The 3545-nt window shown below is 63.4% G+C and carries 4 protein-coding genes and 1 pseudogene; 4 read left to right on the top strand and 1 reads right to left on the bottom strand.

Going from position 1 to position 3545, the window contains the following annotated elements:
• Positions 1-424: 424 nt before the first annotated feature.
• From MOV75_RS31210 to MOV75_RS31200, 3 genes are all read left to right on the top strand, one after another.
• The gene (locus tag MOV75_RS31210) at positions 425-1624 is read left to right on the top strand and encodes a molybdopterin-dependent oxidoreductase (RefSeq protein ID WP_247007240.1); all 1200 of its coding nucleotides are present in this window, start codon (positions 425-427) and stop codon (positions 1622-1624) included.
• 12 nt (positions 1625-1636) lie between these two features.
• On the top strand, positions 1637-1945 hold the full coding sequence (locus MOV75_RS31205) for a cytochrome c (RefSeq protein ID WP_246931340.1): 309 nt from the start codon (positions 1637-1639) through the stop codon (positions 1943-1945).
• 207 nt (positions 1946-2152) lie between these two features.
• On the top strand, positions 2153-2353 hold the full coding sequence (locus tag MOV75_RS31200; RefSeq protein WP_008134691.1) for a cold-shock protein: 201 nt from the start codon (positions 2153-2155) through the stop codon (positions 2351-2353).
• A 171-nt stretch (positions 2354-2524) separates the two neighbouring features.
• Here the strand turns inward: MOV75_RS31200 and MOV75_RS31195 are convergent, their stop codons facing one another.
• Positions 2525-2986 carry an Lrp/AsnC ligand binding domain-containing protein gene (locus MOV75_RS31195; RefSeq protein ID WP_246931341.1) on the bottom strand — a complete coding sequence of 154 codons (462 nt, stop codon included), beginning with the start codon at positions 2984-2986 and terminating at the stop codon, positions 2525-2527.
• 114 nt (positions 2987-3100) lie between these two features.
• Here MOV75_RS31195 and MOV75_RS31190 point away from each other — a divergent pair.
• A pseudogene (locus MOV75_RS31190) lies at positions 3101-3545 on the top strand (bifunctional proline dehydrogenase/L-glutamate gamma-semialdehyde dehydrogenase); the annotation flags it as partial.

The following is a 3545-nucleotide window of genomic DNA, read 5'->3' as shown; positions in this document are numbered from 1 at the left end:
CTTGCCGTGCGCGCGGTGGCGGATGCGCGGCAGCTGACGGCGCTGGTCGACAGTAGCGCACGCGCTGCGGCGTAAGGCAGCCACGAAGACAGTGCGCTCCCTCCCCCCGCTTGCGGGGGAGGGTTGGGGAGAGGGTATCTCCGCAATGGGACAATCCCCCAGAGGAAAGAACCCTCGCCCGCGCGCGGGACGATGCTTCGCATCGCCCGGGGCGCGACCTCTCCCGCAAGCGGGAGAGGTGCACCACCGTCGCGGCTACAACTCGGCTCAATCTCACTACAGCCGTAACACCGGCCTGCTGCAACGCAGCGGCATGGGCCTGCTGCGAAAGCACGAATTGACTTCGTCGAGATCGTTGCGACAGATGAGCGCGGGCCTGCGGTGATGACCGCTGGTCCAACGAAAAGCTCCGGGAGGGGACCAGATGTTCGATCGACGCGACCTGCTCAAAGGAGCGGGCTTGACCGCCATTACGGCCACACTGAATTCCACCAAAGCGCTGGCACTCGATACCGTCACGCTCCCGTTCGCCAATGGCGAACGGCCGCTGGTGAAATATCCGCAGAAGCGGCCGATGATCGGCCTGACCAGCCGACCGCCGCAGCTCGAGACGCCGTTTGCGATCTTCAACGACGGCCCGATCACGCCCAACAACGCGTTCTTCGTGCGCTATCACCTCTCCGACCTGCCCTACAATCTCGATCCCGACAAGTTCACGCTGGAGGTCAAGGGCAAGGTCGACAAGCCGCTGAAACTTTCGCTGAAAGACATCAGGAAGATGAAAGCGACGGAGCTGGTCGCCGTCGCACAATGCTCCGGCAACAGCCGCGGCTTTTTCGAGCCGCGCGTCGCAGGCGGCCAGCTTGCCAACGGCGCCATGGGCAATGCGCGCTGGCGCGGCGTGCCGCTGAAGGCCGTGCTCGACATGGCCGGCGTGCAGAGCGGCGCCAAGCAGGTCACGTTCAACGGCATGGACGGGCCGGTCAGCGACAAGACGCCTGATTTTGTCAAGGCACTCGATATCGATCACGCCACCGACGGCGAGGTGATGCTGGCCTATGGCATGAACGGCGAGGATTTGCCGTTCCTCAACGGCTTTCCGCTGCGCCTGATCGTGCCCGGCTATTTCGGCACCTACTGGGTCAAGCACCTCAACGAGATCACCGTCCTCGACAATGTCTATGACGGCTTCTGGATGAAGTCGGCCTATCGCATTCCTGATACGCCAAACAACGCAATCGAGCCCGGCACCGCGCCGAAGGCGACGATCCCGATCAACCGCTTCACCATCCGCTCCTTCATCACCAGCGTGCCTGATGGCGCCAAGCTGAAGGCGGGAGCTGTGACCCTGCGCGGCATCGCCTTCGACGGCGGCAAGGGCATCAAGGAGGTCCAGGTCTCCACCGACGGCGGCAAGACTTGGGTGGGCGCAAAGCTCGGCAAGGATCTCGGTAAATACGCGTTCCGCGAATGGAAGCTGCCGGTGAAGCTCGCGGCGGGCACCGTTGAGCTCAAGGTGCGCGCCACCGGCAATGGCGGCGAGACGCAGCCGGACACGCCACGCTGGAACCCGGCGGGCTATTTGCGCAACGTCGTCGAAACCGTCCGCGTGACCGTGGCCTGAAGGAGAATGATCATGCAGCGCACCGTTCTCCTGGCCATTGCCCTTGCCCTTGCCGCCGCGGTGGGGGCGGCCCTTGCCGCGCCGGTCAATTACAAGACCCCTGATGAGGTCGCGGCGCTCAAGCCCGGGCCCAATCTCGACGTCGTGCAGGGCAATTGCAGCGCCTGCCACTCGGCCGACTACATCAAGACGCAGCCGCCGATGAAGGACAGGAAAGGCTTCTGGCAGGCCGAGGTGACCAAGATGATCAAGGTCTATGGCGCACCGATCGACGATGCCGACGTCGGCAAGATCGTCGATTATCTGGCCGCGACGTATTGACGGATGGCGCGCAGCATCGGGCCATTTGACCGCGAAACGGGCAAAACCGGTAAAAGCGCCGCGAAGTTGAGCGGAATTCGGCGAAATGCTGATGTGGTTTGAGCTACCAAGCCCGCCACATTCCGCGTATCCTGTTAGGACCGAACCGGCCGGTTGGCGGGGACTGGCGGTTCGAGATCTCGGAGGAAGACCCGCGGAGAAGTCGTGATGGCTAAAGGTACGGTCAAGTGGTTCAACCCGACGAAGGGTTATGGATTTATCCAGCCTGCGTCGGGCGGCAAGGATGTGTTCGTGCATATCTCGGCAGTGCAGAAAGCCGGTTTGTCCTCCCTCAATGAGGGGCAGACGGTGGAATACGAAGAGATCGCAAACCGGGGCAAGACCTCCGCAGAGAACCTCAAAGTCTAAGCCCGCCAGCTTTTGCTGCCTCCCGGATCTGTCCGGGAGCCGGGCCAAAAAAATTTTAGAAGACGGTGAGTGCATTCGACGACAGGCGTTGCGATTGCACACGGAGAGCTATTTTTCGCGCGAAGACCGCTCGTTCAACGCCACAGCAATGACAATCGCGACGGCATTTCGTCAGCCCACCGGCAACGGTGCGTCGCGCTTGATCTCTTCCATCACCGCATAGGTCCGCGTCTCGCGCACGCCCGGCATCGACAGCAGGGTCTCGCCGAGGAAGCGTCGATAGGCGGTCATGTCCGCAAGCCGCGCCTTCACAAGATAGTCGAAGCCGCCGGCAACCATGTGACACTCCAGCACTTCGGGCGCGAGCTTCACCGCGCGCGCAAACCGCTCGAAATTATCCGGCGTGGTCTTGTCGAGCAGCACCTCGACGAACACCAGGAGCCCGAGGCCGAGCCGGTGTGGGTTGAGCCGCGCGCCATAGCCCTCGACAAAGCCCTCCCGCTGCAACCGCTTCAGCCGCTCGCCGACCGAGGTGGGCGACAGCCCGATGCGCTCGGCGAGGTCGACATTGGCGATGCGCCCGTCCTCCTGCAGAATGGAGAGGATTCTCCGGTCGATTCGATCCAGTTCCATGGTTTATGCGGTCAAATGGCTTATGATCTTCACTTTCTAAGGCAAACCAGCTAGATTGTCTATCGAACTACGGTAACGCCGGCATTATCCTGGATTGCAGCCACAGGACCCGCCATGCCGAACATTCCGCCGCCCTTCACCGCCCCCTACGCAGCCGATGACGCCGAGATCGCCGCGCGCCTGTTGCCGGCGTCGCATCTGTCCCCGCCGCAGGAGACGCGGATCGACCGCACCGCGACGCGGCTGATCGAGGCGATCCGCAAGCGCGACGAACGGCTCGGTGGGGTCGAGGACATGCTGCGGGAGTTCGCACTGTCGACCAAGGAAGGGCTCGCGCTGATGGTGCTGGCCGAGGCGCTGCTGCGCGTGCCCGACGCGCGCACCGCCGACCAGTTCATCGAGGACAAGCTCGGCGAGGGTGACTTCATCCACCACGAGACCAAGTCCACCGCCTTCCTGGTCAACGCCTCGGCCTGGGCGCTCGGCCTGTCGGCGCGGGTGATCCAGCCCGGCGAAACGCCCGACGGCACCATCGGCCGGCTGGTGAAGCGACTCGGCG

Source organism: Bradyrhizobium sp. PRIMUS42 (genome assembly GCF_023006515.1).
GTDB lineage: Bacteria > Pseudomonadota > Alphaproteobacteria > Rhizobiales > Xanthobacteraceae > Bradyrhizobium.
Note: the sequence above shows the minus strand (reverse complement) of the source record. Positions and strands in the feature narration are given on the sequence as shown.